Source organism: Microbulbifer echini, from assembly GCF_041447225.1.
Lineage (GTDB): Bacteria > Pseudomonadota > Gammaproteobacteria > Pseudomonadales > Cellvibrionaceae > Microbulbifer > Microbulbifer echini.
The window spans coordinates 65867-91016 of record NZ_JBGMEL010000001.1; the positions used below are offsets into that span (position 1 = coordinate 65867).

At 54.7% G+C, this 25150-nt stretch carries 21 protein-coding genes; 4 read left to right on the top strand and 17 right to left on the bottom strand.

The features are described 5' to 3' along the window. Positions 1–45 precede the first annotated feature (45 nt). The 10 genes from ACCI51_RS00230 to ACCI51_RS00275 all read right to left on the bottom strand — a co-directional run bounded on the left by ACCI51_RS00230 (position 46) and on the right by ACCI51_RS00275 (position 10341). The gene (locus tag ACCI51_RS00230; protein WP_299585423.1) at positions 46–1191 is read right to left on the bottom strand and encodes a D-alanyl-D-alanine carboxypeptidase family protein; all 1146 of its coding nucleotides are present in this window, start codon (positions 1189–1191) and stop codon (positions 46–48) included. 377 nt (positions 1192–1568) lie between these two features. Then, positions 1569–2435, bottom strand: a complete 867-nt coding sequence (locus tag ACCI51_RS00235; RefSeq protein WP_371842182.1) for a septal ring lytic transglycosylase RlpA family protein — start codon at positions 2433–2435, stop codon at positions 1569–1571. A 149-nt stretch (positions 2436–2584) separates the two neighbouring features. Further along, positions 2585–3595: a lytic murein transglycosylase B gene (gene mltB / locus ACCI51_RS00240; protein ID WP_371842183.1), complete on the bottom strand. Its 1011-nt coding sequence runs from the start codon at positions 3593–3595 to the stop codon at positions 2585–2587. A 41-nt stretch (positions 3596–3636) separates the two neighbouring features. After that, complete coding sequence (gene rodA, locus ACCI51_RS00245; RefSeq protein ID WP_371842184.1) at positions 3637–4782, bottom strand: rod shape-determining protein RodA; 1146 nt, start codon at positions 4780–4782, stop codon at positions 3637–3639. Further along, positions 4775–6667 carry a penicillin-binding protein 2 gene (gene mrdA / locus ACCI51_RS00250; RefSeq protein WP_371842185.1) on the bottom strand — a complete coding sequence of 631 codons (1893 nt, stop codon included), beginning with the start codon at positions 6665–6667 and terminating at the stop codon, positions 4775–4777. Before mrdA ends, rodA begins: the two co-directional genes overlap by 8 nt. Positions 6668–6788: 121 nt before the next feature. Beyond that, the gene (gene rlmH, locus ACCI51_RS00255) at positions 6789–7265 is read right to left on the bottom strand and encodes a 23S rRNA (pseudouridine(1915)-N(3))-methyltransferase RlmH (RefSeq protein WP_299585433.1); all 477 of its coding nucleotides are present in this window, start codon (positions 7263–7265) and stop codon (positions 6789–6791) included. A gap of 5 nt (positions 7266–7270) precedes the next feature. Then, entirely contained in the window at positions 7271–7648 is a 378-nt protein-coding gene (gene rsfS, locus ACCI51_RS00260) for a ribosome silencing factor (protein WP_299585435.1), read from the bottom strand. Then, the gene (nadD, locus tag ACCI51_RS00265; RefSeq protein ID WP_299585437.1) at positions 7648–8343 is read right to left on the bottom strand and encodes a nicotinate-nucleotide adenylyltransferase; all 696 of its coding nucleotides are present in this window, start codon (positions 8341–8343) and stop codon (positions 7648–7650) included. The genes rsfS and nadD overlap by 1 nt, the downstream gene beginning before the upstream one ends. A 36-nt stretch (positions 8344–8379) precedes the next feature. Further along, positions 8380–9663 carry a glutamate-5-semialdehyde dehydrogenase gene (locus ACCI51_RS00270; protein WP_371842186.1) on the bottom strand — a complete coding sequence of 428 codons (1284 nt, stop codon included), beginning with the start codon at positions 9661–9663 and terminating at the stop codon, positions 8380–8382. A 102-nt stretch (positions 9664–9765) separates the two neighbouring features. Further along, positions 9766–10341: an LON peptidase substrate-binding domain-containing protein gene (locus ACCI51_RS00275; protein ID WP_299585441.1), complete on the bottom strand. Its 576-nt coding sequence runs from the start codon at positions 10339–10341 to the stop codon at positions 9766–9768. A 194-nt stretch (positions 10342–10535) separates the two neighbouring features. Between ACCI51_RS00275 and ACCI51_RS00280 the strand changes: the two genes are divergently transcribed. Continuing rightward, positions 10536–10817, top strand: a complete 282-nt coding sequence (locus ACCI51_RS00280; protein ID WP_299585443.1) for a peptidylprolyl isomerase — start codon at positions 10536–10538, stop codon at positions 10815–10817. Between the two features lie 300 nt (positions 10818–11117). Here the strand turns inward: ACCI51_RS00280 and ACCI51_RS00285 are convergent, their stop codons facing one another. From ACCI51_RS00285 to mpl, 4 genes are all read right to left on the bottom strand, one after another. Beyond that, positions 11118–13706 (bottom strand): efflux RND transporter permease subunit, encoded by a 2589-nt coding sequence (locus ACCI51_RS00285; RefSeq protein ID WP_371842187.1) that lies wholly within the window; start codon positions 13704–13706, stop codon positions 11118–11120. A 118-nt stretch (positions 13707–13824) separates the two neighbouring features. Further along, complete coding sequence (locus tag ACCI51_RS00290; protein WP_371842188.1) at positions 13825–14055, bottom strand: SelT/SelW/SelH family protein; 231 nt, start codon at positions 14053–14055, stop codon at positions 13825–13827. 66 nt (positions 14056–14121) lie between these two features. Then, entirely contained in the window at positions 14122–14703 is a 582-nt protein-coding gene (locus tag ACCI51_RS00295) for a flavin prenyltransferase UbiX (RefSeq protein WP_371842434.1), read from the bottom strand. Between the two features lie 90 nt (positions 14704–14793). Then, positions 14794–16182: a UDP-N-acetylmuramate:L-alanyl-gamma-D-glutamyl-meso-diaminopimelate ligase gene (gene mpl / locus ACCI51_RS00300; RefSeq protein ID WP_299585451.1), complete on the bottom strand. Its 1389-nt coding sequence runs from the start codon at positions 16180–16182 to the stop codon at positions 14794–14796. A gap of 281 nt (positions 16183–16463) precedes the next feature. Between mpl and ACCI51_RS00305 the strand changes: the two genes are divergently transcribed. The 3 genes from ACCI51_RS00305 to ACCI51_RS00315 all read left to right on the top strand — a co-directional run bounded on the left by ACCI51_RS00305 (position 16464) and on the right by ACCI51_RS00315 (position 21083). Beyond that, entirely contained in the window at positions 16464–17726 is a 1263-nt protein-coding gene (locus ACCI51_RS00305) for a 6-phosphofructokinase (RefSeq protein WP_299585461.1), read from the top strand. A 496-nt stretch (positions 17727–18222) separates the two neighbouring features. Beyond that, positions 18223–20142, top strand: coding sequence for a histidine kinase (locus tag ACCI51_RS00310; RefSeq protein WP_371842189.1), 1920 nt, complete (start codon positions 18223–18225; stop codon positions 20140–20142). Between the two features lie 242 nt (positions 20143–20384). Continuing rightward, positions 20385–21083, top strand: a complete 699-nt coding sequence (locus tag ACCI51_RS00315; RefSeq protein ID WP_371842190.1) for an FG-GAP repeat protein — start codon at positions 20385–20387, stop codon at positions 21081–21083. Positions 21084–21252: 169 nt separating this feature from the next. Here the strand turns inward: ACCI51_RS00315 and ACCI51_RS00320 are convergent, their stop codons facing one another. The 3 genes from ACCI51_RS00320 to ACCI51_RS00330 form a co-directional block, all read right to left on the bottom strand. Further along, the gene (locus tag ACCI51_RS00320) at positions 21253–21612 is read right to left on the bottom strand and encodes a VOC family protein (RefSeq protein ID WP_299589215.1); all 360 of its coding nucleotides are present in this window, start codon (positions 21610–21612) and stop codon (positions 21253–21255) included. Positions 21613–21646: 34 nt separating this feature from the next. Further along, a complete protein-coding gene (locus ACCI51_RS00325) occupies positions 21647–22021 on the bottom strand; it encodes a hypothetical protein (protein ID WP_371842191.1) in 375 nt (124 codons plus the stop codon). A gap of 251 nt (positions 22022–22272) precedes the next feature. Then, a complete protein-coding gene (locus tag ACCI51_RS00330; protein WP_371842192.1) occupies positions 22273–25122 on the bottom strand; it encodes an ExeM/NucH family extracellular endonuclease in 2850 nt (949 codons plus the stop codon). Positions 25123–25150: the final 28 nt, after the last annotated feature.

A 25150-nucleotide genomic window follows, 5' to 3' on the forward strand; every position in this document is an offset into this window, starting at 1 on the left:
CGGGGCAGCTTATCAGCTGCCCCGGCTACCGAGCATTCGCCAAATTTAATTGAAAAAGCCCATAACAAAACGCTTGATAGAGTCCCACATACGCTTGAAGAAGCCCGCTCGATCGACCTCTTCGGCAGCAACGGCCTTTACATCGGCAACTGTTTCGCCATCGAGAGTCACTACAACCTTGCCCACCGGCTGGCCTTTCTCAACCGGGGCCTCAAGTTCACCGTCCACGATCAGGTCGGCCTTAATGCCCTCTTCGCCACCGCGGGGAATGGTGACAAAGATATCCTTTTCCACTGCGATGCCGACACTGGGTTCCTTGCCACCCCAGACGCGCTCGGTCTGTAGAACTTCACCCTGCCCATACACCTTGTGCGTCTGATAGTAACGGAAGCCGTAAGCCAAAAGTTTTTGTGTCTCGGAGGCGCGCTTCTCATCACTGTCGGTGCCGACCACAATGGCAACCAAACGCATACCGCGCTTCATCGCAGAAGCTACCAAGCAGTAGCCGGCCTCTTCAGTGTGGCCAGTCTTAATTCCATCAACAGCGGAATCGCGCCACAAAAGGCGGTTGCGGTTGGGCTGGTTGATACCGGAATAGCTGAAGTACTTTTCTGAATAGATATCGTAGTGTTCCGGGTGATTGGTAATCAGGGCGCGAGCCAGGATGCCCAGGTCGCGGGCGGTGGTGACGTGCCCCTCCGCCGGCCAACCGGTGGCATTGACGAAGTTGCTGTTCTCCATACCCAGAAGCTCGGCCTGCTGATTCATCACCTCAGCGAAGACCTCCTCACTGCCGGAGACATGTTCGGCCAGGGCAATACTCGCATCGTTACCCGACTGGATAATCACGCCGCGCATAAGGTCCATTACCGGCACTTGGTCGCCGACTTTGACAAACATCTTCGAACCGCCCTTACGCCAGGCTTTTTCAGAGATGCGCACCTTGTCTTCTTCTTTAATACTGCCCTTGAGAATCTCCTCAGAGACAATATAAGCGGTCATCATTTTGGTAAGGCTAGCCGGGGGTACCTCTTTATCAGCCTCATGCTCAACCAGCACCTGACCGGTATTGGCATCCAATAGCAGGTAAGAGGTGGCCGCCAGCTGCGGCGGAGCGGGAATAAGTGATTGCGCCTGGGCCAGGCCCGCACAAAGTAAAAGAAAAGAGCAGGCAATAATCCGTGTGATCATAGGTGAGAGTCTCATTAATCCTCGTGTTCGTTGGCTGGCTGTTAACCCATTACTTATTTTAAAAGATTAATTCACGGCGAAGGCTTGTCACCAATACCGCGCGCCAGTAATACAAACAAAATACAAGAAAATTCGCGCCAATGCGCAGTATTTTGTGAATGGCCATCCCGTGGGCCATCAAACCGGGGAGCAGTCACTCACTACCCGGTAAAAAAATTATGCGTTGCTTGTACAACCCAGGGGCCAGTACTTTTAGGTCCGACAGGTAAATAATACTTTAGACATATCTGTACCTGGGCTTTCCGCTGACCTGTGGGAGGCCGCGACATGCTCCGCGCCGTATTAACATTCCCCCTGTCCAACCACCCGAATGCGGGTTATTCATACACTACCTGGGGGTCACCAAGCTGGCTTTTCTGTACAGTTTCCCGCGCATTGGCCAGAGCCCGCTGCTGGGAAATCGGACCTATACGCACCCGGTAAAACTGTTTGCCACTGCGGTCAACCGGACTAACAGAAACAGGATAGTCAATTGCCGCAGCCAAGCGAGCCCGAACTTTCTCGGCCTGCGCAGGATTGCTGTAAGCGCCAACCTGTAGGAAAGTATTCTCTGGCAAGCGGATGCTGGCATCCTGCGGCAGACCGCCAGTGAGATCACCTGCCAGAAGGGTTTCTGTCACCGGTGGCAGGGAATTTGGATCGAGTGCTTCCACTTCAACGCGCGCAACGCCCTTGTCGACATACCCCAGCTTTTGAGCGGCAGTATAACTCAGGTCGATAATTCGCCCGTGGACAAAGGGGCCACGATCATTGATACGAACAATAATACTGCGCCCGTTATCCAGGTTGGTTACCTTGGCATAACTGGGCAGAGGCAGGGTTTTATGAGCTGCAGACATGGCATACATATTATATATTTCGCCATTGGCTGTGCGCCGCCCATGGAACTTGGTGCCGTACCAGGAAGCCTTCCCGCGCTCCTTGTAGCCTTTTACCGCGTTCCGCACATGATAGGTAACCCCCCTCACCTTATAAGGAGTTTTATTACCGGCCGGGCCAATCGGCTCTCGCACCGGTGTCGGTTCCGGCGTAGCGAGCATATTTACCGGCGCCGTGGGACCGCTGTCCTTAACGCGGTCAAAGTCCCGCTCCCCCTGTTTAGCCGGCTTGGTCTGAGGGCCGCCACAGGCGACCGAAAATAAAGCGGCGAGCAGTACTACTCGCCGTATATTGCGCTGAAACATAATCCCCCCGGCGCGCGGCAACTCCAGGTTGCCGTCTCCAAGCCGCTATTATCTAAAACTGCTTATTGAAACAGAAAATTTTCGATTACAGGTGCTGTCATTAGTTCCCCAGTTCTGACGAATTCCCCAGGGGATTACTCGCGCATTACTCAGCTTTTGCCGCCGCGTGCCTTGACCACTTCCTGAGCGAGCTCGTTCACCGCCATAGCGTAGAGGCGGCTGCGGTTGTAGGTAGTGATGGTGGAAAAATTGTTGAGTCCAAGCCAGTATTGCTTGCCCTGCGCAGTCTGTAGGGAGAAAACAATAGCAGGCATTTCGGGCGCCACCTGGCTGGTAGCATTGAATCCCTTCTCCGCCAGCTCGCCGACGGTCCACTCCGGCTGCAAGGTATCGTTGACGATGGTCATATCCGCATTGGGGCGCGGGCTCGCCAGTACGGTCACCGGTTCACCGGGCTTCCAGCCATGCTTAGCCAAATAATTGGCCACACTACCGATCGCATCGGTGGTATTGTTCCAGATATCCACCTTGCCATCATCACTGAAATCTATAGCGTAAGCGCGGTAGCTGGACGGCATAAACTGGCCGTAGCCCATGGCTCCGGCATAGGAGCCTTTCAGGGCGAGAGGGTCCATCCCCTGGTCGCGGGTCAAGAGCAAGTAGTTTTCCAGCTCCTTGGTAAAGAACTTAGAGCGACGCGGATAGTTAAAGGCTAGGGTGGAGAGCGCATCGAGTACCCGGTAGCCTCCCATATTGCCCCCGTAGCGGGTTTCAATTCCGATAATGGCGACGATAACCTCAGCGGGTACACCGTATTTTTTCTCAGCCTCCGCCAGGGCTTCGGCATTTTTATCCCAGAAGTCCACACCGCCGGCAATGCTCTGTGGTGTCAGGAACAGCTTTCTATATTCATACCAGGGCTTAGCTTTTTCCGCAGGGCGCTTGATCGCCTTGAGGATCGAGTCTTTGCGCTTGGCATTGCGCATGAGTTCCTGCATATCTTTGCGGTCAAACTGATGCTCTTGCACCATGTACTCTACGAACTTTTGCGCATCTGTATTATCGCCGTGACCGGGCTCCTGCGCACAGGCCGCCAGGGCCAACCCCATCCCAATCAATAGTCCCGAGGTCCACTTCAAAACCACCGCTCCTGTCTTCATCTCGTGTCTCTACATCCAGTTTTTATTTAGCTGCAGGCCCATTAGAAATGCACTCTGCGCCGCTCTGTCCCTACGGCCATGAGAATACCGAATCCCGCCATCAAGGTAATCAGTGAGGTACCACCGTAGCTGATCACTGGCAAGGGTACCCCCACCACTGGCAACAATCCCGTAACCATACCAATGTTTACAAACACATAGACAAAAAAAGTGAGGGTAATACTCCCGGCCAATAACCTTCCAAACAGGTGTTGTGCCATAAAGCTAATATAGATACCCCGTGCGATCACCAGCACATAGAGCAACAGCAGCAACAAAACACCGCGCATGCCCCACTCCTCCGCCAGTACCGCAATAATAAAATCCGTATGACTCTCCGGTAGAAAGTCCAGCTGTGATTGGGTGCCCTGCAGGTACCCTTTCCCGTACGTGCCCCCGGAGCCGATTGCGGCTTTGGAATTGAAAATATTCCAGCCGGCACCAAAGCGATCATCGTCGGGATTCAGTAATGTCAGGATGCGCTGGCGCTGATAGTCCCTCAGACCCCACTGCCAAATCGGCCAGGCGGCAACCAACACTCCCATGGCCGCCGCACCGATCATTTTCCAGCTCAATCCGGCCAGATATAGTGCGAACAGACCGGAGGCGGCGATCAGGATTGAGGTGCCCAGATCCGGTTGACGCACGATCAACGCGGCCGGCACGGCTACAATGGCTAATGCGCCAATGACCGTCACTAAAGAGGGGGGCTGGGCGCGCTGGTGCAGAAAAGCCGCCACCGCCATCGGCACGCCAAGCTTCATTACCTCTGAGGGCTGAAAACGGAATCCCGCGATCTCCAACCAGCGCTGGGCGCCCTTGGCACCCGTGCCAAATAGAAGCACCCCCACGAGTAGTGCACACCCCCCCAGATAGGCCCAGGGCGACCAGCGCCGGTAAAAATCCAGAGGAACCTGCGCGACAATTAACATGCCCAAAAATGCCAGGCACATAAAGATAGACTGGCGTCGCACATAGCTCATATCACCGCCCGAGGCGCTGTAGAGCATCCCCAGCCCCACGGAGGCCAAAACCAGCAATAAGACCAACAGCGGTACATCGATGTGCAGACGGCGCGCCAAGCTTACCGGTTTTCTGAGACTACCGTGGGCATCGGACAGCCGGTGGGAAAAGTCGCGGCTAGCCATTATCCGCCCCCTCGCTCAATACGGTTTCCTGGGCCGTCTCCACCTGGGTATCAGGGCGCGGCACCCACTCGGCAAAGAGCTCCCGCGCCACAGGCGCCGCCACTTTGCCACCACCCTCGCCGTTCTCCACCAGAACAGCCACGGCAATGCGGGGTTTATCCACCGGTGCGAAGGCGACAAACAGGGCGTGATCCCGGTGGCGCTCCTGCAGAGCCTCAGAATCGTAACGGGCCCCCTGGGCGATACCCACCACCTGGGCTGTGCCGGATTTACCGGCCACTCGGAAATTGAGTCCCTCACCGGCGCGTTTACCTGTGCCGTCAATGCGATTCACCACCGCTTCCATGCCCTCAAAGACCAGATCCCAATTATTCGGATGCGCCTCCAGGTTATGTAAAACCTCCGGCGGCTGGACCACGCCGTTAACGCTTTTCACCATTTGCGGACGGTAATGTGTACCCCGGTTGGCGATCGTGGCCGTCATCACCGCCAGTTGCAGTGGTGTCGCCAATACAAAGCCCTGCCCCAGTACGGCATTTAAACTGTCCCCAGGGAACCAGGGCATACCCCGCGCACCGCGTTTCCAGTCCCGCGAGGGAAACAGGCCCGCGCGCTCCATCGGCAGGTCGATACCGGTTTTCGAACCCAGGCCAAAGTGGCTGGCCATATCGTGCATACCATCGATGTCCCAGCGATGCGCCATATCCCAGAAATAAACGTCGCAACTCTGCGCCAAGGCCTGGATTAAATCGACTTTATTGCCGTGTCCCCAGCGGATATGGTCGCGATAAATACGCGGGTCATTGGGCAGCTTATAAAAACCGGGGTCCTTGATTTTGGTCTCACGGGAAATCAACCCCGCCTCGAGCCCACCGAGCCCCATCAATGGCTTCAGGGTGGATCCGGGTGGGTACTGGCCCTGCACGGCGCGGTTAAACAGCGGCACATCGAGGGAATCACTGAGGGCACGGTAATCGGCAAAACTGATGCCGGTCACAAACAGGTTGGGGTCGAAGGAGGGCTTGCTGACAAAGGCTAGGACACCGCCGGTATTTACATCGATGGCAACAACCGCACCGCGTCGATCCCCCAGGGCATCGGAGGCCACCTGTTGCAGGTGGGTATCCAGATGCAGGCTTAGATCCACACCTGGTTTGGGGTCCTGGCGCTCCAGCACGCGCAGAACACGCCCGCGCGCATTGATCTCCACATTTTCATAGCCCACTTCACCGAGCAAAGTCTTTTCATAGGAGCGCTCCAGTCCGACCTTGCCGATACTGCGGGTACCGCGATACAGGCGCACATCCTCTTTGGTGAAATTACTCAGGTCTCGATCGCTAATACGCCCCACATAGCCCACACTGTGCGCAAAAAGGTCTCCCAGGGCATAGTAACGCACCAGCTCGGCTTCCACAGAAACCCCCGGCATACGGAACTGGTTGACGCTGATGCGTGCGATTTCCTCTTCACTCAGACGAAACCTCAGAGGCACAGGCTCAAACGGGCGGCGGCGCTTCAAACGCTTGCGAAACTTGGCCACATCGCTGTCGTCCAAGCGAACCAAGTGGCCGATTAACTCGAGGGTCGCGCCCAGGTCTTTCACCCGCTCGCGCACAATAGAAAGATTGTAACTGGCGCGGTTATCCGCCAGTAATATTCCGCTGCGGTCGTAAATTAACCCGCGGGTTGGCGCAACCGGACGCACCTGGATACGGTTGTCATCGGATTGAGTGCGGTAGTCGTCGTAATTCACTACCTGCAGGTTGTAAAACCGCGCGACCAAAACGCCCAGCAATACAATCACGCCAATAATGGCCACCAACATACGGTTGCGAAACAATCGCTGTTCCGTGTGTGGATCCTTGAAATGATGATCGTGAGGCATTGGCGTTTTTTGAACGATTTTGACTGGCGCGGGAAAAGTCTAATCGGACTACATTACCACAGCGAGGGCGCGGAGAGAGAATCCCATTTGGCAAATCTCTCCACACTTGGTCGCAAATATCTCACTTGTGATAGGGGTGGCCGGCAAGCAGGGTCCAGGCACGGTAAATCTGCTCGGCCAAAACCACGCGCACCAGAGGGTGCGGCAAAGTCAGAGGGGAGAGCGACCAGCGCTGGCGCGCCTTATCCAGGCACTCCAGGGAGAGGCCGTCGGGCCCCCCGATCAGCAGGCTGACGTTTTCCCCCAAAAGCTGCCAGTCGCGCAACTGCCCGGAAAGTTGCTCCGTGCTCCAGGGCTTGCCTTTTACATCCAGCGCAACCACATGATCGCGAGGACCGATGGCAGCGAGCATGGCCTCCCCCTCTTTCTTGCGCGCCTTGTCAATCAGCGCCGCGGAGCTTTTCTGGCTGCGCTGGCCCAGAGGGATCTCAACCATTTCCAGTGCAATTTCACGGGGCAGGCGCTTGGCGTATTCGGCATACCCCTCCTGTACCCAGCCTGGCATTTTGCCCCCGGCCGCGAGAATGCGAATCTTCACGTTACTCAGCCCTGGTGCGGGTCGCTACCATCCGCCTCGCTGCGGGTATTCGGCGTCATAGACCAAAGTTTTTCCAGGTCGTAGAAACCGCGCACGTCGGCCAGCATTACATGTACCACCAGGTCGCCGTAGTCCACCAGTACCCACTCGCCCAGCTCTTTACCTTCGACACCAATCGGGCGCACGCCCTCTTTTTTGATTTCCTCTACGACATTATCCGCCAGTGACTTCACCTGACGGCTGGAGGTACCGGTGCAAATCAGCAGGTTGTCCATTACATCGGATAATCCGGATACATCCAGGGCGACAATGTCCTTGCCTTTCAGATCTTCCAGAGCATTCAGCGCGATATCTTTAATATTTGTCATAACACCTTGATTCATTACTGGCCGCCTGTGGCGACCGATTCTATGTAAAGTTGATGGTCTTCAATATATTGCAGCACAGTTGCCGGCAGTAGAAAACGCGGCGACTGGCCGCTGCCAAGCAGCTGGCGAATTTGTGTAGCGGAAATTGGCAACAGGGTTTGCTCGCGCACTACCAGGCAGCCGTGGGGTCTGTCGTGCAGATCCGCCACCTCGGCGCGGTGGTACTTCAGTAGCTCTGCTAACGGGTGATGTTCGCCCTGCTCACCCTGTTTCTCTTCGCCGGGCAAATGCCAACCCGGCCGTGTCACCACCACTAGGTGCGCCAGTTCCAATAGCCGCTGCCAGCGGTGCCAAAGGTGCAGGTTCAGCAGGGAATCCAACCCCATACAAAAACTGATGGAGACTTGCGGACCCAGTTCTGCTCGCAATTCCTCTAGGGTATCCACCGTAAAGGTATCACCGCCGCGGTGTAACTCGCGCTCGTCCAGTTGCAGCTCGCTACAGCCCGCTAAGGCCAGTGCCAGCATCTCGCTACGCTGCTGCGAGGAGACTCCCGGACTCTGGCGATGGCGCGGCTGGTGGCTCGGTAACAGGCGCATTTCATCGAAGCCCAGGGCCTGGCGCAGCTCCAGCGCCATGCGCAGGTGGCCGAAATGCACCGGGTCGAAAGTACCGCCAAACAGGGCGATGGTCTGCCGCTTAGTTGCCAAAATCACCTCTTACCTGGCTACCGGAGTCGGGGGAAACTAACGGCGAATATGCCCGTCCCCCAGTACAATCCACTTCTGCGAGGTGAGTCCCTCAAGCCCCACCGGGCCACGAGCGTGGATTTTATCAGTACTGATACCAATTTCCGCCCCCAGACCGTATTCAAATCCATCCGCAAAGCGGGTGGAAGCATTGACGATCACCGAACTGGCATCCACCTCTGCAAGAAAACGCCGGCTGCGGCTGTAATCCTGGGTCACAATCGCCTCGGTGTGGCCGGAGCCGTAACGGGCGATATGATCCATGGCTTCGTCCATATTTGCCACCACACGAATCGCCAGGATTGGGGCCAGGTACTCCTCGCTCCAATCGCTGTCGCCGGCTGCATTGATCTGAGGCAGTATCTCTCTGGTGCGCTCGCAACCGCGCAGCTCCACCCCTTTGAGCATATAGGCCTCGGCCAGGCGCGGCAGGATACCCTCGGCGATACCCTCGGCCACCAGTAAACTCTCCATGGCATTGCACACACCGTAGCGGTGGGTCTTGGCGTTTAGGGCAATCTCAAAACCCTTCTGCTCATCGGCTAGGTCGTCGATAAACACATGGCAGACACCGTGTAAGTGCTTAATTACCGGTACCGTGGCCTCGCGACTGACCCGCTCGATCAGACCGGTACCACCTCGGGGCACGACCACATCCACATAATCGGGCATAGTGATCAGGGCACCCACCGCGGCGCGATCGCTGGTGTCTACCACCTGCACTGCCGTTTGCGGCAACCCCGCCTCGCGCAGCCCCGCACTGATGCAGGCAGCGATAGCCTGATTGGAGTGCAGTGCTTCGCTGCCGCCACGCAAAATAGTCGCGTTGCCGGATTTCAAACAGAGGCTCGCCGCATCTATGGTCACATTGGGGCGGGACTCGTAAATAATACCCACCACGCCGAGGGGTACGCGCATCTTGCCCACCTGGATACCACTGGGGCGGTAACATAAATCCTCAATTTCCCCCACCGGATCGGGCAAATCCGCTACCTGTATCAACCCTTCGATCATCCCGTCGATACGCGCTTCATTGAGCTCCAGCCGATCGAGCAGGGCCGCATCCAGGCCGCGTTCACGACCCGCCTGCATATCCGTGGCGTTGGCCTCGGCCAATTGAATACGCTGGGCCTCCAGTTGTGCCGCAATTGCCCTGAGGGCGCGATTCTTGCCTTCGGTATCGGCGCGCGCCATCAAACGCGAGGCGGCGCGTGCAGCGCGGCCCATCTGTTCGAGTTTGTCGCGGGTGGATTGCAGATCAGTGGTAGTGGTTGTAGTCACTTGGCTCTCCGTGCGAAATCCGGTCGGCCGCGCAGTATACCCCAGTGACAAAGGGTTTAAACGGCATAAATAGGGGCTGAATACCCGGTGTAACTCCCGGATTCACTCCTTAGTCCAACGATCCAGGCTCTCGGCGATGTTGGCCAGGCGTGCCAGCGGGTCTTCCAGAGCCAATAAGTCCACCCGCGCCTTGTCCTCCAGAGGCAACAGCTGGGCCAGCTGCCAGGACAGGGCATCGGCAGAATCGACACTGTCGAATTTGAGAGAGAGATTTTTGGCGCGCTCTTTTAATTCTTCCAGCACGGTCAACAGACCGTCGCAATCGGCCGGTATCGGCCTGGGCGCATTGTCCGGTAACCACTCCACATCACCGAGTAAAAGGCCATCCTCGGCCCGCTCGGTGTGACTGATACGGAAACGCCGCCGCCCGACCACCTGAACATGCAGCAGCCCCCCCTCCCCCTGACTCCAGTCGACAATATGCACATAGACACCAAGAGGCCACACCGAAGCGCTGCCCACCTCACCACCCGAGCGAATCAGCACAGCGCCAAAGCCGCTATCTGTTTTCAGTGACTCACTCACCAGATGTAAATAGCGCTGCTCAAAAATACGCAGCGGCAGGGCAACCCCTGGATATAGAGGGACGCTCAAGGGGAAAAGAGGGATCTGTTGCAAGGTGTTTTCTCGCTGGTGGGTTTGCTCACTAAAGATAACATTGGCAACAGGCTCCGCAGATAGCCGCCGAGTCGTTTTAGCGCCAATCCTGAGGGAGCGGCAGAAATTCCTGCTCGTTCGCGATAATTGCCAGTGGCAAGCGCAGCCTCCAGCTATTAAGCTGCTGCGGTTTATCAAACCAATGGAGACTATTGATGCCCAAAGCAACAGCCCGCCACATCCTGGTCGAGAGTGAAGGCAAGTGCCAAGAACTGAAAGAGCAGATCGAAAATGGTGCAGATTTCAGTAAGGTCGCCGAGCAATTTTCCCAGTGCCCTTCCGGTCGCTCCGGCGGTGACCTGGGTGAATTCAGTAAAGGCATGATGGTGCCTGAATTCGACAAGGTCGTTTTTTCTGAAGAGCTGCACAAGGTGCACGGCCCGGTGAAAACCCAGTTTGGCTACCACCTGCTGGAAATCACCAGCCGCCAAGACTGATAGCTCAGAGGCTTTCAACCAACAGAAAGCCACCTCAATGCCGGACAGTACAGACTTTCTTTCACTGATCGGGCAAGAAAAATCCGGAATTCCCAGCGGGGATTCCGGATTTTTTTATGTAATTCAATCAGGCTGCAAATCCTACCTACCCTGTCGCCCAGCACTCTCTGAAGCCGATACCAACCTCCTCACTGCGAACTACAAATGCCCCTTAAAAAGAAAATGCCAGCCAGTTAAGCCTACTGACTGACATTGGGGATAGATCCGATTGCTTTATTTTCAAAAATTCACCGTGGTTATTTAGGCACCGGCGGCAGATTCGGGCATTTCGGCTTCGCCCTCAACCTCGGCTTTGGCTTTGGCTTTGGCTCCCAGGGGCTTAAACATCACCAGCAATAATGGCAACAGGGTGAGTGAGCCCAATAGCGCCGCAGACATCGCCAGCGCCGTCAGCAGACCAAAATAAATCGACGGTACAAACTTGGACAGGGCCAGGATCGAGAAGCCGGCGATAATCGTGATCGCCGTATAAAACATGGCGCGACCGATCGTCGCATGGCTGCGGTGCATGGTGGCCAGGTAGTTACCATCTTTGGCAAACTCAGCGCGGAAGCGATACAGGTAGTGGATCGCGTGGTCCACGCCGATACCGACGGTAATCGCGGCGATAGTGATGGTCATCATATCCAGTGGGATACCGGCGAGGCCCATACCCCCGAGCACCACACAGGCCGCCAGCATATTCGGCACCAGCGCAATGATGGCGATCGACAGGGAGCGGAACAGCACCAGGAACATCAACAGAATGCCCACAAACACCGCACCCAGAGTCAGAATCTGTGATTTGAACAGGCTCTGCAGCATATTGTTGTACAGTACCAGCAAGCCAGTCTGGTGAATATTTTCCGGCGCTATGCCCATTTCGCTGTGGGCGTAGTCGTAAATACGCTCAATCAACTCACTGCGGCGCAGGTTCGGGTCGGTTTCCATCACACGCAGAGTGATGCGTGCCTGGTTGTGCTCCACCGAGAGGTAGGGGTCCACCAGTACACCGCGGATTTCTGCCGGCAGGCTGGTATTGGCCACCGCCAGTTCGAAGTCGTTGAGCTGACCGCCTTTCAGATCGCGGGCCACCTTATACAGCGTGGCCAGGGACTGCACCTTGCCGATCTCCGGCTGCTCTTCCAGGTAATCGTGCAATTGCTCCAGCGTGCTGAGGCCGGCCACGGTAAACCAGTAGCTCTGCTCTGGGGCCGCCTCTTCGCTGCCGAAGGGGTCCTCGGAGGCAAAGGGGTCCTCTTCCACCGCAAACGGATCTTCTTCCGCTTCCATCGCAAAAGGATCTTCCTCGCCCTCAAAGGCCGGCTCTTCTTGCTCGGGTTTATCGAGGATAATATCCAGAGTCACGGTGCCACCCAGGCGGCGGTCGATCACCAGCATGCCCTGATAAATCTCGGTGGAATCGTCGAAGTAATCGATAAAACGGTTTTCCACCTTGAGCCGGGACATACCCACCACACTAACCACCGCAGCCAGTAGGGAAACCCCGAGTACCACAAACTTATGGCGCTCGGCAAAGCTGGAAAAACGCAGGGTAAACGCGTGGGAATTATCCTCGCTCACCTTGCCCTGGCGCTTGGGCAGAATCATCAAAAAGCTGGGAATGATCAGGAAAGACAATATCAGGGCCAGAGTAACGCCCAGGGTCATCATCCAGCCGAAGTCGATCACTGGGCGTATACCGCTCACCACCAGTGAGGCAAAGGCAACAATCGTGGTCAGAGCCGTATAAAGACAGGGCTTAGCCATAAAGCGCACGGTCTGCAGCACCAGTTCCTGGCGCCCCCACTGGGGGTTTTGCGCAATATATTCGCGGTAGCGCACCGCAAGGTGGATAGTGATGGCCAGAGTGATAATCAGCAACAGTGCCACAAAGTTCGCAGAAATCACCGTCATACGCCAATCGAGCCAGCTGAACAGCCCCAGGATCATTACCGCGGTGGTGACACAGGTGAGCAGTGGCAGCATTACCCAGCGCGGCTGGCGGAAGATCAACAACAAGGTAAGGATAATGAAAGCGAGAATACCTACCCCGAACACCACCAGATCGCTTTTGATAAACGAGATCATATCCGCGGTGATCATGGTCACACCGCCGAGGAACAACTCCGCCTCGCCATCGTAACCGGCGAGAATGGCCCGCACCGTAGCCACTCGCTTGTGCGCCTCCTGCTCCTGAATAGTGCGGTGCTCCAGATAAATGGCACTCACCTCTTCAAGGCGCGCCGTTTCCTCCGCAGAAAGCCCCTCGCTATTGCGCTTGCGGCGCAGGGCATCGCGCTCGCGCACCAGTTCAATACCGCGACTATCCAACTTGAGGTTGGCGAGCAACGCGGTGGTCTGGCCATCGGGGCTCAGGATCAATTCGCGGTAGATAGGGCTGGAGAGAAACTCCTGGCGGGCCAGGTCCCGATCGGTATCCGACTGCGACAGAGTGCGAATCTCGTCGGTAATATCGGTCAGGGACAGTTTGGGGCTGTACAGCAGCGGTACATCGAGAATGGTCTGCACACTGGAAACGCCATCCACCCCGGCGAGCTCGTCGCGCAGCTTGCTCAGGGTTTGCAGAGATCTATCGCTAAACAGGTCGCCGTCTTTATAGCGGTAGGTAACTACCAGGAAATCCCCACTGGCGTAACGCTCGGCAATCTCACGGAAGTAATCTAGGGATTTGTCCGCTTCCAAGGTGAGGGAATCGGCCGAGGCGTCGATCTTGAAGCGGGGCAAGCCCAGTGCCGCCAGCAGTGTGAGCAGGCCGATCACCACCAATACAGCCACAGGCCGCTTGGTCACCAGGTATTCGTAACAATTCTTGAAAGCTGACAGCATAAGTTTCCGCTTCTATCCAATAAATCAGTGGGCCGCGATGCGGCGCATATTTTGATCGCCCCGACGGTGCTGGTGCAAATACAAAATTTGCGTTTACACGGCGCTATTGGAAATATTTTCAGGGAGTATCGATATGTCCCAGGTCGCGCTCGGGAAACAGCAGGTCCCGCACGCGCCGCTTCAGTTCCTTTGCTCCGGGAAAACCGCCATCGCGTTTGCGTTCCCAGATCAAATTTTCACCAATGTGGATTTCGAATACTCCTCCAGTTCCGGGTTGTAATGCAACCTCCTGGAGGTCATCGGCAAAGGTATAAAGCAACTCCTGGGCCATCCAGGTAGCCCGCAACATCCAGTTGCACTACACACAATAATGAATAGTTATACTCGGCTTCACGGTATTCGCCCCCTCAGAGGTCTACGCACCCCAGGCGGGCAGTAACTTCTGTTCCACGCCCAACTGGTCGAGCATTCTCGCCACCACAAAATCCACAATATCCTCAACCGTGCGCGGCTTCTGATAAAAGCCGGGGCTGGCCGGCAGGATCATCGCGCCCATACGGGTAAGTTTGAGCATATTTTCCAGATGGATTTCTGAATAGGGCGCTTCGCGCGGAACCAAAATCAGCTGGCGGCGCTCTTTCAGGGCAACATCCGCAGCGCGTTCGATCAAGTTATTCGAGGCCCCACAGGCGACCGCCGAGAGCGTGCCGCCGCTGGCCGGACAGATCACCATACTGGCCGGGGCGCCTGTGCCGGAGGCCACCGGGGAAAACCAGTCGCGCTTGCCAAAAAGGGTTAACTGACCCTCTTTTGCCGCGAATCGATCGGCGAGAAAAGCCTGCAGGGTTTCATCATCCCCCTCGGGCAAGAGCAGATCAGTCTCGGTATTGATAACCACCTGTGCCGCATCGGACATTAACAGCCACACACGCACATTAGAGGCGAGCAAGCACTGCAGCAGGCGCAGGCCGTATTGGGCCCCGGAGGCCCCGGTCATCGCCAGGGTGACGGTTTGATCGAAAGTGGGCGGCAAGGTTGATCCCTCAGTTGTGCAACCACAGCCATCGGCTGTGGTCACCGATGTTGATTAAGTTGGGCGGTTGTATTTTTGTTCCAGGGCCCCCATCAGGCGCTGGTGAATACCGCCAAATCCGCCGTTACTCATCACCACCAGGTGACTGCCCTCACCGGCGAGCTGTAGGGCCGATTCCACCCCAGCTTCAATGGTGTCAAAAATCTTTGCGGGTACCGGGGAGTGATGGGTAACCTCTTCCAGAGACCAATTCATACCCTGGGGCTGATACCAAAGCACCATATCGGCACCGCTGCAGGCATTCGCCAATTGATTCTGGTGTACGCCCATACGCATAGTGTTGGAGCGCGGTTCGATCAGGGCGATGATTTTGTCCTCGCCCACTTTGGCTCTAAGCCCACTGAGAGTGGATTCGATTGCCGTGGGGTGGTGGGCAAAGTCATCGTATACGCGAATACCGGCCACTTCACCGAGGCACTCCATACGGCGCTTCACCCCCTCGAATCGGCCCAGCGCGGCGGCGCTCAGCGCCGGTACCACACCCACATGCCGGGCCGCTGCCATGGCCGCGAGGCCATTGCGCACATTGTGCATACCGGTGAGATCCCACTCCACACGCGCCACCTCGGCCCCTTCCAACTGTACGGAGAAGCTACTGCCATCCGCAGCGATATCCACCGCGCGCCAGTCTCCGGCGCCGATATCTTGCTGGTCTTCGCTAGCGAAGCGCTGCACTTCACTCCAGCAGCCCTGCTCCAGTACCTGTTCAATATTTTCCTCTGCAGCGGCAACAATCAGACCATTTGCCGGTACGGTACGCACCAGATGATGGAATTGCCGCTGGATTGCCGCCAGATCATCGAAGATATCCGCGTGATCGAATTCCAGGTTGTTGATAATCACCGTGCGCGGACGGTAGTGCACAAACTTGGAGCGCTTATCGAAAAAGGCGGTGTCGTATTCGTCCGCCTCCACAATAAAGAAGGGAGACTCCCCCAGTCGTGCCGACACCCCGAAATTCCCCGGTACGCCACCGATCAGGAAGCCCGGTCGCATATCCGCCACTTCCAGAATCCAGGCCAGCATACTGGCCGTGGTGGTTTTGCCGTGGGTGCCAGACACCGCCAACACCCAGCGCCCGCCGAGAAAGTGGTCGCACAGCCACTGGGCACCAGAGGTATAGGGCAGCCCCTGTTCCAGCACCGCTTCCACGGCGGGATTACCGCGAGACATGGCATTGCCGACAATGACCAGATCCGGCGCCGGCTGCAGTTGGCCGGGGTCATAGCCCTCGGTGATCTGGATACCCGCCTGCTGTAATTGAGTGCTCATGGGCGGATAGATATTGGCGTCGCTGCCGGTGACCCGGTGTCCTTCGGCCACAGCCAACTGGGCTAGGCTGCCCATAAAGGTGCCGCAAATACCTAAAATGTGGATATGCATGGCGGAAATCTGTACTCCTCGAGGTTGCGGCGCAAGCTTAACATGGCGAAACCGGGCAGTAATTGCCAAATACCCCGTTTGCCATGCAATTTATTCGCTATTCCATTAGACTCCGCCCCCGCACAGATCGGCCTCACCCCCAGTAGGGTGGTAGGAGTTTTCCAGCAGTGGCCGACACCCGATACGAGCTCCCGGAGTTCCCCACAGGTACCAACCTAAGAGTGCCTGATGAACCGCCGGATCGGGTCACCTCCCAAGATTTCTATGAAAACAGGATAACCATGTCGAAGAAGAACGCCTTTTACGCGCAGTCCGGTGGTGTGACTGCCGTAATCAATGCCTCCGCCTGCGGCGTAATTGAAGCTGCCCGTGAGAACCAGGACAAAATCGGTAAAGTCTACGCGGGACTCAACGGCATCCTCGGCGCACTGCGCGAGGAACTGATCGACGTGAGCCAGGAGAGCCTGGAAGATATCGCCGCACTGCGCCACACCCCCTCCGGCGCCTTCGGTTCCTGCCGTTACAAGTTAAAGAGCCTGGAAGAGAACCGCGCCGAGTACGAACGTCTGATCGAAGTGTTCAAGGCCCACGACATCGGCTACTTCTTCTATAACGGTGGCGGTGACTCCGCCGACACCTGCCTAAAAATATCCCAGCTGTCCGAGACCATGGGCTACCCCATCCAGGCCATCCACATCCCCAAGACTGTGGATAACGACCTGCCGTTGACCGATAACTGCCCCGGATTCGGCTCCGTAGCCAAATACGTCGCGGTTTCCACTAAGGAAGCCGCCATGGACGTGGCCTCCATGTGCGCCACCTCGACCAAAGTCTTTATTCTGGAAGTCATGGGCCGCCACGCCGGCTGGATTGCCGCTGCCGGCGCCCTGGCCCAAGAAGAAGAAGGCGATGCGCCACACATTATCCTGTTCCCGGAAGTGGCCTTCGACAAAGAAAAGTTCCTGGCCAAAGTACAGAAGACCGTGGACGAGAAAGGCTACTGTGTGATTGTCGCCTCCGAAGGCGCCCAGTACGAAGACGGCACCTTCCTCGCCGACGCCGGCACCACTGATGCCTTCGGCCACAAACAGCTGGGCGGCGTAGCGCCGACCCTCGCCAATTTGATCAAGAGCGAGCTGGGCTTGAAATACCACTGGGCACTGGCCGACTACCTACAGCGCGCCGCCCGCCATATCGCCTCCGCCACCGACGTAGAGCAGGCCTACGCCGTGGGCCGTGCCGCCGTGGAAATGGCGGCAGCCGGCAAAAACGCGATTATGCCGGCCATTATTCGCGCAGAGGGTGAAGAGTACAGCTGGTCTATCGCCGAAGCGCCGCTATCTGAAGTGGCCAACGTGGAAAAATTTATGCCAAAAGACTATATCAGCGAAGACGGTTTCGGCATTACCGCAGCCGGTCGCGAGTATCTGTTGCCACTGATTCAGGGTGAGGACTACCCTCCCTATAAAAACGGCGTACCCCAGTATGCCAAACTGAAAAAGCAGCTGATTGAAAAGAAGCTGGATACTGAATTTAAAGGCTAAGAAAAAATCTTTACCCTGAATCAAAAAAGCCCCCGAATAAAATCGGGGGCTTTTTTTTGCGCTTACTTTATGAATACCAACACCATAAGCCTTTCAAGGTTTCATACCGATCCAAATAATACAACAATCCCCTTCCCAGCCTTACTCTTAACTCCAAACTGACCTCTTGGCCGTACTTCCAAAACTCACCCAAAAAAGAACAATTCAGCAATACACCGACCCAACAAATAAAAAACAAATCACCCCAGGTGTACCAATTAACAAAATGAGGCAATAGTATAAAACCCTTATAAACGGATGCCATTGATAACCACTCACCCAAAACACAGCTTTCAAAGCCGAAAACATCAACAACCAAAAGTCAATCAACAAAAAATAAAAATATTGATTTTGAAAACCCCATCAGAAAAATCCAATCACTATCGTGATGAGCAATTGAATTGCGGAAGGAACTATTTGCATAATAAAACGCCAAAGTTCACAACCATTAAAAATCATGCTCAGTAAAACCATTCAGCTCACTTTTATCACCCTGCTGCTCTCCGCTTGTAGCGGTGGCGGATCAGGTAGCAGCAATAACGACACTACCGCTGAAGAAACCCCACCGGTAGCGGACGCGCCCTCAACGGGTGGCGATACTCCGCCGGAAACAGGAGATCCCTCAACTGGAGATGACACCCCGGCCACACCTGCGCAGGCAAAAGATCTCACTTTAAGTTTTGAAGCAATTAAAATTTTTCGCTTCGACTGGACCGATGCAGAAGGGGCCAGCCACTACCACCTGCTGGAAAATCCCGACGGCGTCTCTGGTTTTAGCCCGGTTGCAGAAAATATTCCCCAGGGCACTGAAACCCAAGCATTAGAGATAGAAGCTGCGTTGTATAACCGCACCAATGCACAATATATGCTGCAAACTTGCACTATCGAAGAATCCGAGGAACAGTGCATTGATTCAGAAATACTCTCTGTTAACGATACTCTGGCTGACAGCATTGGCTACCTCAAGGCGAGTAATACCGATACCGAGGATCTATTTGGCGGAGTGATAAGCCTTAGTGCCGATGGCCAGACCCTGGCTGTGGGCGCTGATAATGAAGATAGCAATACCACCGGTATTGATGGCGATGAAAACAATAATGATGCAACTAATTCCGGGGCAGTTTACATCTTTGCCCGCAATCAAAACCGCTGGCAACAGCAGGCCTATCTCAAGGCTAGCAACACAGGTTTTGATGATCGTTTTGGCCGGGCCCTTAGCCTCAGTGCTGATGGCCATACCCTCGCAGTAGGAGCAGCCCAGGAACGCAGTAAAGCCACTGGTATTAATGGTGATCAGAGCGACAACAACGCTAAATGGTCCGGCGCAGTCTACATTTTTACCCGCAATGAAAATACCTGGCAGCAACAGACTTACCTAAAGGCCAGTAATACCGATGCAGACGACACCTTTGGCAACTCGTTAAGCCTAAGTGCCGACGGCCAGAGCTTAGCTGTGGGAGCTCCCCTAGAATCGAGCGCAGCCACTGGTATCAATGGTGATCAACAAGATAATGAAATATCGGGAACCGGGGCCGTTTATATCTTTGATCGCGATGAAGACAGCTGGCAACAGCAAGCCTATATCAAAGCTAATACTACGGATTCCTATGACCATTTTGGTATCTCGGTCAGCCTTAGTGGCGATGGACGGACCCTGGCGGCAGGAGCTTCGAATGAAAGCAGCAGTGCCACCGGAATCAATGGCGATGAAAACGATGATAGCGCTTCAGGTTCTGGAGCTGCTTATGTCTTTACACGCAGTGGAGATAGCTGGCAACAGCAGGCTTACATTAAAGCCAGCAATACCGATAAAGGAGATGGATTTGGTGGAGCACTCAGCCTAAGTGCCGATGGCCTGACTCTCGCGGTAGGTGCTAGAAGAGAAAAGAGTAGCGCTACCGGCATTAATAGCGATGAGAGCGATAATAGTCTTAATGCATCCGGAGCCGTATATATCTTTGCCCGCACTGAAGATAGCTGGCAACAGCAAGCCTACATTAAGGCCAGTAATACAGATGAATATGACAGTTTTGGCAACTCAATGAGTTTAAGTGCCGATGGCCAAATCCTTGCGGTAGAGGCTCCATACGAAAATAGTCGTGCTATCGGCATCGGCGGTGACCAGCTGGATAATTCCGCAGATAACAGTGGAGCCGTGTATATCTTTGTTCGTAGTGAAAATAACTGGCAGCAGAAAGCCTATTTAAAAGCCAGCAATGCAAGTCGAGCAGACCTTTTTGGTCACTCAATCAGCCTCAGTGCCGATGGCCAGACTCTCGCTGTAGGGGCTCGGAAGGAAGATAGTAACGCCACCGGTATCGGGGGTAATCAACAGGATGACTCCGTATTAGATAGCGGGGCGGTGTATATCTACTAACGCCTTACCGCCTGAGAAACTGAATTCTAGGCCTGAAGCCCTCGGATAAAGCCGGGGGCTTATATATATCTACTTCTTTCGTATCAATACCCAAAACCCAGTTCTAGATTCCATAACTGCTTAACCGAAGAACCCGACATAAAACCATTCAGTTCGTCTTACTTGCTCTGCTAGTCTCCGCCTGTAGCGGCGGCGGATCGGATAGTAGTGATAACGACAGTGCCACAGAAGAAAATCCGCCAGTGGCCGATGCCCCACCAGAAACAGAGAATCCCTCAACTGAAGATGACACCCCGGCCAAACCAGGGCAGGCAAAAGATCTCACTTTAAGCTTTGAGGCGGTTAAGATTTTTCGCTGCAACTGGACCGATACAGAGGGGGCCAGCCATTACCACCTGCTGGAAAATACCGATGGCGTCTCCGGTTTTAGCCCGGTTGCAGAAAATATTTCCCAGGGCAGTGAAACCCTGGCATTAGAAATAGAGGCAGCGTTATATGACCGCACTAATGCACAATATATGCTGCAAGCCTGCATTGGCGAAGGGGCGCAAGAGCAATGCAGTGATTCAGGGATACTCTCTATAAGCGATGCCTTGGTAGACAGTATTGGCCATCTCAAACCAACTAATATGGATACTGAGGATCGATTTGGTCGAGCTGTAAGCCTTAGCACCGATGGCCGGACCCTAGCTGTGGGCGCTCCCAGTGAAGCCACAGGCATAAATGGCCATGAGAACGATAATAGCGCAAGTAATTCTGGCGCGGTGTATATTTTTGTACGCAATGAAGATGGCTGGCGACAAAAGGCTTACCTTAAAGCCAGCAACACTGATGCGGAAGATTCTTTTTGCAGTACGCTGCACCTTAGTGGCGATGACAAAAATTTGGCAGTAGTAGCTCTGGGTGAGGATAGCGGCGCCACCGGTATCAATGGTGACTAGCAGGATAACTCCGCCTCAGCTAGCGGCGCTGTGTATATCTATTAGCACCTTAGTGGCCATGAAACTGGATTTATAGCTTAAAGCGTAATTTAAAAACTCACTGCCCGGACTTAAAAAACCCCCAACTAACAACGGGGCTTTTTTATTCGATGCATTTCACTAATTCGTTTTACTTTTCCCTATCCGACCAAACCGCGAACTCATTGCCACTGGGCTCGGTAAAATGAAAACGTCGACCGCCGGGAAAGGAGAAAACCGGCTTCACCACGGTACCACCGCAGCGCTCGACTTTTTGCAAAGTATCTTCTAAATCAGAGCTGTATAAAACTACCAGCGCTGCGCCGTTTGCGGGTTTACTCTGCTGCTCGGCGAGGAAGAATCCACCATCGAGGCCTGCATTAGAGAACGCCGTATATTCTGGACCGTAGTCTGTAAACTCCCAGGCGAAAGCCTCGGCAAAAAAAGCCTTGGTTTTCTCTAAACTACTGGATGGAAATTCCACATAGTTGATTTTTTCATGTGTAGGCATTCTGGTCCCTCCCCTATAATATGCCTTTGTGGCTTTAGATTATTCTGGGTTTTTCCGGGGTATCTACTAGCCGAAAGCTGCCATTGGCTATCGCCAGGGGGTGGTCATTATGCACAATCACGGCCCGATCCATCATCAGATCAAAATCCAACATGGCATACAGAACCACCCCACGCCTGCCTTGATAAATCTCCGGCCAATAAATCAATGTGGCCATACGCACTCCCAGAGGCTCGTAGCAATAACGGGCTTCCCCCAAATGCTTTCCAGGGGAAGTGATATAACAACTGGTCTCTGTTTCGTAACTGACAATATGGGTGGAAAGGTCGGGAAAATCTCCCTCCCTGGAGTAATGAGTGCCAGTCCACTCCAGGCTCAGCCCCTTAAGATTTTCGAATGTTCTCGACATAAAATTCATATTCCCCATTAATCCTGTAGTCCCAGTATGGTCGCAAATAACAGGGGTGGAGCTCAGAGGTCATTTTGGGGGAAATGTGAAAAACAGCGACGAGCAAAAAAAAAGACCGCACCACCAGGGTGCGGCCACTCGCTTCTAGGGAAAAGCTACATGCTTGTAAAACACCGGCACTGCCCAGCTGGAACCAAAAACCTGCTGAGCAATATTCCGAATATTTATTATTAGTTAAAAATCAAAATAATTCAGCGTGGCAAAGAAATATTTACTTCTTGAGAAACACTATCCTCAGCGCCTTCGCTATCACTCACAGTGAGCGTAATTTCGTATTTGCCGGTTTGCGCGTAACGGTGTAACGCCCAGCGCCCACGACGCTGCACTCCATCCCCGAAACCCCACTGATATTGCAGTTTGTTATCTCCGCTGTACTGGCTGCGATCTTCCACCAAAATCCAGCGGAAAAAACGCTGCAGTTTGAATTTAGCTTGCAGTGAAGCCAGATCTTCTTTTACTTCAACGATCTGCTCCTGTATGGATCGCACACCGCGGTCGTCTTCCACCTGAAGCCGTACCAAATAGCTACCTGCACTATCGAAGCTGTGGCCGGGATTCTGTTCGGTACTACTTGCGCCATCGCCAAAATCCCAAAACCAACTCACCAGCTCCCCGTCCATATCGCGGCTGTTGTCGATAAAGCTGACCAGCAACCCTTCGGATTCCCAGTGGAATTCTGCCGTCGGCGCCAGGTTACCTGCACCCAGATCCAGCTCAACGATTAAGGGATCGTGATCGGATGCGCGGTAAGGGCCGGTGGAATAGAGATTTTCCTGCTGCTCCGCACTCTTGTATTCAGTGTTGTAGTCGAGCACACGCGGTTCATCAGCATTGATATGCCAATCCACCGCGGCAGTAACTAACGGAGCCAGCGAAGGACTGGCAAGGGCGTGATCAAGGTAGCCAGACTGGCCGTTATAGACATAGGAGTAAGCCTTACCGGCACCATACCATTCGAGTAGGTCGGTATAACCGGCCCCCTTCAAGACGCTAATGGGGTTTTCCATGGCGTAGCTGTTGAGGTCGCCCAGCACTAGTATGCGGTCGATTCCAGTTCCAGTGGGATCACCATCAACCCAGCTCACCAGGGCATCCGCAGCCTGGGTTCGTAGGGCATTCCAACACCCCTGGCCATCACCCTGGTCGCCATTCAGACTGCCATCATTTGGGCAGCTGCCCTTGGATTTAAAGTGATTAACCACCACGGCGAGCTCTTCGCCAGAGGAGAGTTCGGCAAATGCCTGCAGCAGCGGCTGGCGGTTGCCAAGATCGAAGGGGTAATCCTGCAAGGTAACGGTGCTACCGATTGGCATAACACGGTCGCTGCGGTAAATCATGCCCACAGCGATTTCATCATCGCCGAGTTGGGTAAGGTCCGGTTGCACAAACTGGTAGCTCTGCCCTGAGGTTGAGCTGTTCAGTCCATTAATCAAGTCCTGTATGGCGCTGTCCGTGCCATAGCCATCGTTCTCAATTTCCATCAGACCGACAATATCCGCATCCATACGCAGAATTGCGGAAATAATTTTTGCTCTCTGACGCTCGAATTCTTCCAGAGTATCGGCACCACGCGCAGTGGGGAAACCACGCCCATTGCCATCGCCATTGAAATAATTCAGCACGTTAAAACTGGCTACGCGCAGACTGCCATCACCCGGCAAAATCGGCGCTTCATCGCGAAAATTGACCGGGCTAAATTGTGGTACTTCCACCGGGTGCACACGGTAGGCGCCGAAGCCATAGCCCATAACACCGGTCAGCCCTTGTAGGGTGTCGCCGCTGCGCAGAGTATTGGAAGCGCTGAGCACTGACGCCGGATAGGGCATTTCCTCAGGGTTTTGTACGGTGGAGCCATCGTCCAGAATAATCTGGTTGAGCGCGTTGGCTTCCACCTGTGCCGCTGCCGCTGCGCCGGGCCTGTTATTGTGGGTGGGAATATACAGGCGGCCATTGGACAAAATTACTTCGCCATAGCGGCCCAGATTGTAATGGCCGTTGACGGTGAGACTCTGCGAGAATTCAACCAGCATCCCTTCGAGTTGCTCCTGCTCTTCTGCTGAGCTAAATGGCATCTGCACATTGGCCGCCGTTACCTGGTAACCACTGCCGCAAATGCTGACGCCATCCACCTGATTCAGTTCGGTGAACTCGTAAAACTCATCGACAATACCGCCAACACGCACTAGGTCACCAAACTGTACATCCACACCGAAGGCATTGTCATGGATAAACAGCCCCTCGGAAGTGGTATCCAGTCCATCCTGATCGCCATCTTCTTCTTGCAGGAAGAAACCGGCAAGGCCGGTATTGGGGTCCTGGAAATTACCGACGACCACCGCTTCAATTTCGTGGCGCTCCCCTTCGAATGCACTTGCCGATCCACCGCCCTGTACTTGGCTAATTAATGTGGCGGTATCACCACAGGCGCCCAGCTCAACACCGCCATGGTCATCGCCGCCACCATTACCGCCATCGTCAGCGCCGTGCCAACCGAGATGGGCAAAACTATTCAGGCCCGAGCTGGTCCATTCCTGAGCGGGATCGAAGGCATTGCTGCCATCGTTGCGGCCAGCGCCTACATCCAGATTGCGCACCAGTGTTTGGTTTTGTGTGCCGAGACTGCTATTGCCCCACTGGCTTCCGGGGTCTGTGCCGATCTGGCCGATCACATCGACAAAACCATTGGGGCCTACCAGCGCTACCGCATCATCGCCATTAAACAGGCCACTGGTGTAAACCTGGTCGGCCTGATCCAGTAGCGCCGTATCGGCACTGCCGTGGGCCAAGACAAATACCGCACCGCTCTGCAGGGAGCCACTCAGCGCAATATTCGCAGAGACGCTATCGGCTCCATTGAAAAAAAGCTGGATAGCGTAATCGCTCAAATCAATCGCAGTTTCGCTGCCATTAAAAATTTCTAACGCTTTATTATTACCGCTGCCCTCAATGTACTCCGAGATAATGAGATCGCTGGCTTGGACCTCTGCAGCCATTAGTGGAAGACCCAGGGCTGCCAGAGCAGCCAAGCCAAATTCTTTCATTGTCTTATTTCCCAGTTACCCGATTCGG